Genomic DNA, 2,849 nt, shown 5'->3' on the forward strand with positions numbered 1-2,849 from the left:
GCATAGCCCGGTTGCGGCCCAGGGTCGGTTCATCCGGCAGGCCCTGCAAGGGTTTGCGAACTACTTTGGCGTACCCGGCAACATCGGGGCGCTGAATGCGGCACGCACACAGGTGTGTCGTGCCTGGTTTCGCGCGTTGCGCCGCCGCAGTCAGAAGGCGGTGCGGCTGAACTGGCGGAAGATGCAACACGTCATCCGCCAGTGGGTGCCAACAATGCGTATCGTCCATCCGTACCCGGGCAAACGCCTGCGCGTCTGACTCGACGCAAGAGCCGGATGCGTTAGCAGCGCACGTCCGGATCTGTGCCGGGGGGCTGGTTTGCAGTAGAAATGCTATGCAACCCAGCTCTCTACGGCGACCCTTTTCCTAAAAGGTGTCTGTCCCCATTTGAAGTGCTTCGCAATTTGGAATATTCCGCTTGTATCCCCGGAGCAGATATGGAGAATGTCACCTGTCGCCATTGATGGCAGTCACGGACGAATAGGCACCAAGTCATGGATGACCCAGCGGATGGGTCCTGCCGCGCGACATGGGCCCCGCCACAGGGATTGTGGCGGGGCCCAACCTTTTCGGGCCAGGAAAAAATCAAAAAGTGAAAAGCAGGGACAGGCATGATTTAAAAATCGTGATTTAGAAATCGAAGTCCAGATGAATTGCTTGGCTGGTTAGTCAGGAGATAGTGTTGATCACGCCGTCATAGCGCATATATGGAATAGAAAGCTGTCTACTCGGCGTTGCAAATTGATAGGTGGGATATTTTGGCAATAGGACGTCCGCCACATCTGCATGGAGTGGCTGGTCTTGAACGCGTGATGATGGTATTGCGGGTGGTCAGGTAACAATCGGTGGTCGGAACAGTCGCCTTGCTTCGCTGATACCCTTCACGAACTTGCGCTCGAATGTTGCGACCGTCTGTTTCAGCTTCTCTACCGAGCCAAGCATGACAGGTTTTTCTATCATCGCCTCACCACGCAGGTGGTCCATCAGACGATGGGGATCAAGATGGAGGCGTTCCAGGATGGGCGGCGCGGCGGCGTTGATGGAGCCGGGTTTGCCTTCACGGATTTCCCGACCGGCCCAGTCGACCAGTTCCAGATAGTCGGGGAGTGTGAAGCCAATACTGTTGGGGTGCGGGTCATGGCGTTGTGGGACCAGTCTCATCAAAGGGATTGCTTTAATGGGAGCCTCATCTGTTGGCTTTGTCTGCTTCGGTGCCACGTCGCGTATGCGTTGCTGGATGGAGGTGAAGTCGGAGGCTTCCGGGGTGTCGGCCATCTTGGCCCGTACCGGGTTGAGGTCCACATAGCTCATGCAGGCCAGTACGGCGGCATCATCGAGTAGGGCTTGGCTTTTGAAGCGACTCTCCCAGAAATGGCCCTTGCAGTGGTCTTCTTCATTGGCCCGTCTGGCCAGGTATTCATTCAGGCTGCGCATGAACCAGGAGATGTCTGTCAGGCGTTCGCGCCAGGTCTCGATGATTTCCTCGGCCTTGATGTTCTCGGCCTTGCTGGTCGTTTCACCACGCTGGTAGCGGGTGACCAGCACTGGCACACTGTAGAGTCTTCCCCAGTGTTCAATGACTTGCTCGCTATCCCACTGCTTGGCGGTGCCCTGATCGATACGCAACACCAAGTGATAGTGGCTGGACATGATGGCATAGGCGCAGATCTCGATGGCGAAGGCATCAGCGAGTTCACGCAGGCGTTGGGTCACCCAGGTTTTACGGTGTTCGTGATTCTTGCCGGTGAGGGAGTCTTCGCCACAGAGGAAGGCACGGCGGACACAGCGGGATATCGTATGGTAGTAGGAAGTGGCTTCGGGGCAGATGAGTTGATGTCTGGCGCGGGTCATGGGTTTCCTCCTTGAAAACCGATTTTGGTCTTATTCCTAGTCTAGTTGTGTGTAGTATTCAGTCAAGAGAAATGATGGCTGTCCCGGTTCTGCGTCATGGGGATGGCGCAATAATAAATTCATCATTCCCTTTTACTGGTACATTGGATGTTAAATTTAAAGCTCCTCTTGGCAGTGTAATGGAAGTAAACGAGTTTAATGTGGACACATCTAGCTGGTTCGAATAAATCATCCCTAACAATTAGCTCAACCCGACCATTTATACGCCGTTTCGCTTTGCTGCACTTCGTATAAATGGCTGGTTAGCTTGAACGTTATGCAGTCACTACCAAGTCACATTGACACGCGTCACGTGACGCAATGCAATTTGCTGCATGATCAAATTCTTTGCTGATAAACGAACTCAAGAGCTTTATTCCAAAGGCGAATCAAAGAAGTTCCCTGCGGATGTTGCGCCGAGAGCCGCCAGAAAACGTGAATACGTGGGTCTGGCCATCCAGCTGGAGGATTTGAAAGTGCCGCCCGGCAATCGTCTTCACCCATTGTCGGGAAACAGACAGGGGCAGCACGCAATTATCAATAAATGATCAGTGGCGTATCTGTTTTCGTTTTGAGGGTGGCGATGCGTATGAGGTCGAAGTGTGTGACTACCACTGAGTGAGGTGATGACCATGGCTACTCCTAATACTACCGGCATGCAGCGCAAGCCGACTCATCCTGGTGAAATATTGAGAGAGGATTTCCTGCCGGACTATGGCCTGACTGTTACGAGGTTGGCTGAATCTCTGGGCGTCTCTCGCCAGTCAGTTAATGAACTGCTGCGTGAGCGTCGTGCTGTCAGTCCTGAAATGGCGCTTCGGCTTGCCCGTTTGTTTGGTAACTCTCCAGAATTCTGGCTGAATGCGCAGCGATCTGTTGATCTTTGGGCGGCGGCTCAGTCGGTCAAGGAAGAAGTGGATCGGATCAAGCCGATACATGCTGCATAACCAGGCTATGC

3 protein-coding genes and 2 pseudogenes are annotated in these 2,849 nt (G+C 53.8%); 4 read left to right on the forward strand and 1 reads right to left on the reverse strand.

Annotation, left to right across the window (positions count from 1 at the left end):
- Positions 1-259: pseudogene (locus LPW29_RS14960) on the forward strand (group II intron reverse transcriptase/maturase); the annotation flags it as partial.
- A gap of 573 nt (positions 260-832) precedes the next feature.
- Here the strand turns inward: LPW29_RS14960 and LPW29_RS14965 are convergent.
- Entirely contained in the window at positions 833-1,852 is a 1,020-nt protein-coding gene (locus tag LPW29_RS14965) for a transposase (protein WP_238628675.1), read from the reverse strand.
- A gap of 74 nt (positions 1,853-1,926) precedes the next feature.
- Here LPW29_RS14965 and LPW29_RS15835 point away from each other — a divergent pair, with 74 nt between their 5' ends.
- The 3 genes and pseudogenes from LPW29_RS15835 (at position 1,927) to LPW29_RS14975 (ending at position 2,838) form a co-directional block, all read left to right on the forward strand.
- Positions 1,927-2,079, forward strand: a complete 153-nt coding sequence (locus LPW29_RS15835; protein WP_443112360.1) for a hypothetical protein — start codon at positions 1,927-1,929, stop codon at positions 2,077-2,079.
- A 147-nt stretch (positions 2,080-2,226) separates the two neighbouring features.
- Positions 2,227-2,509 (forward strand): annotated as a pseudogene (locus LPW29_RS14970) (type II toxin-antitoxin system RelE/ParE family toxin).
- A gap of 14 nt (positions 2,510-2,523) precedes the next feature.
- A complete protein-coding gene (locus tag LPW29_RS14975; protein WP_238628676.1) occupies positions 2,524-2,838 on the forward strand; it encodes a HigA family addiction module antitoxin in 315 nt (104 codons plus the stop codon).
- Positions 2,839-2,849 lie beyond the last annotated feature (11 nt).

The organism is Ectothiorhodospira sp. 9100, assembly GCF_022227565.1.
Lineage (GTDB): Bacteria > Pseudomonadota > Gammaproteobacteria > Ectothiorhodospirales > Ectothiorhodospiraceae > Ectothiorhodospira > Ectothiorhodospira marina.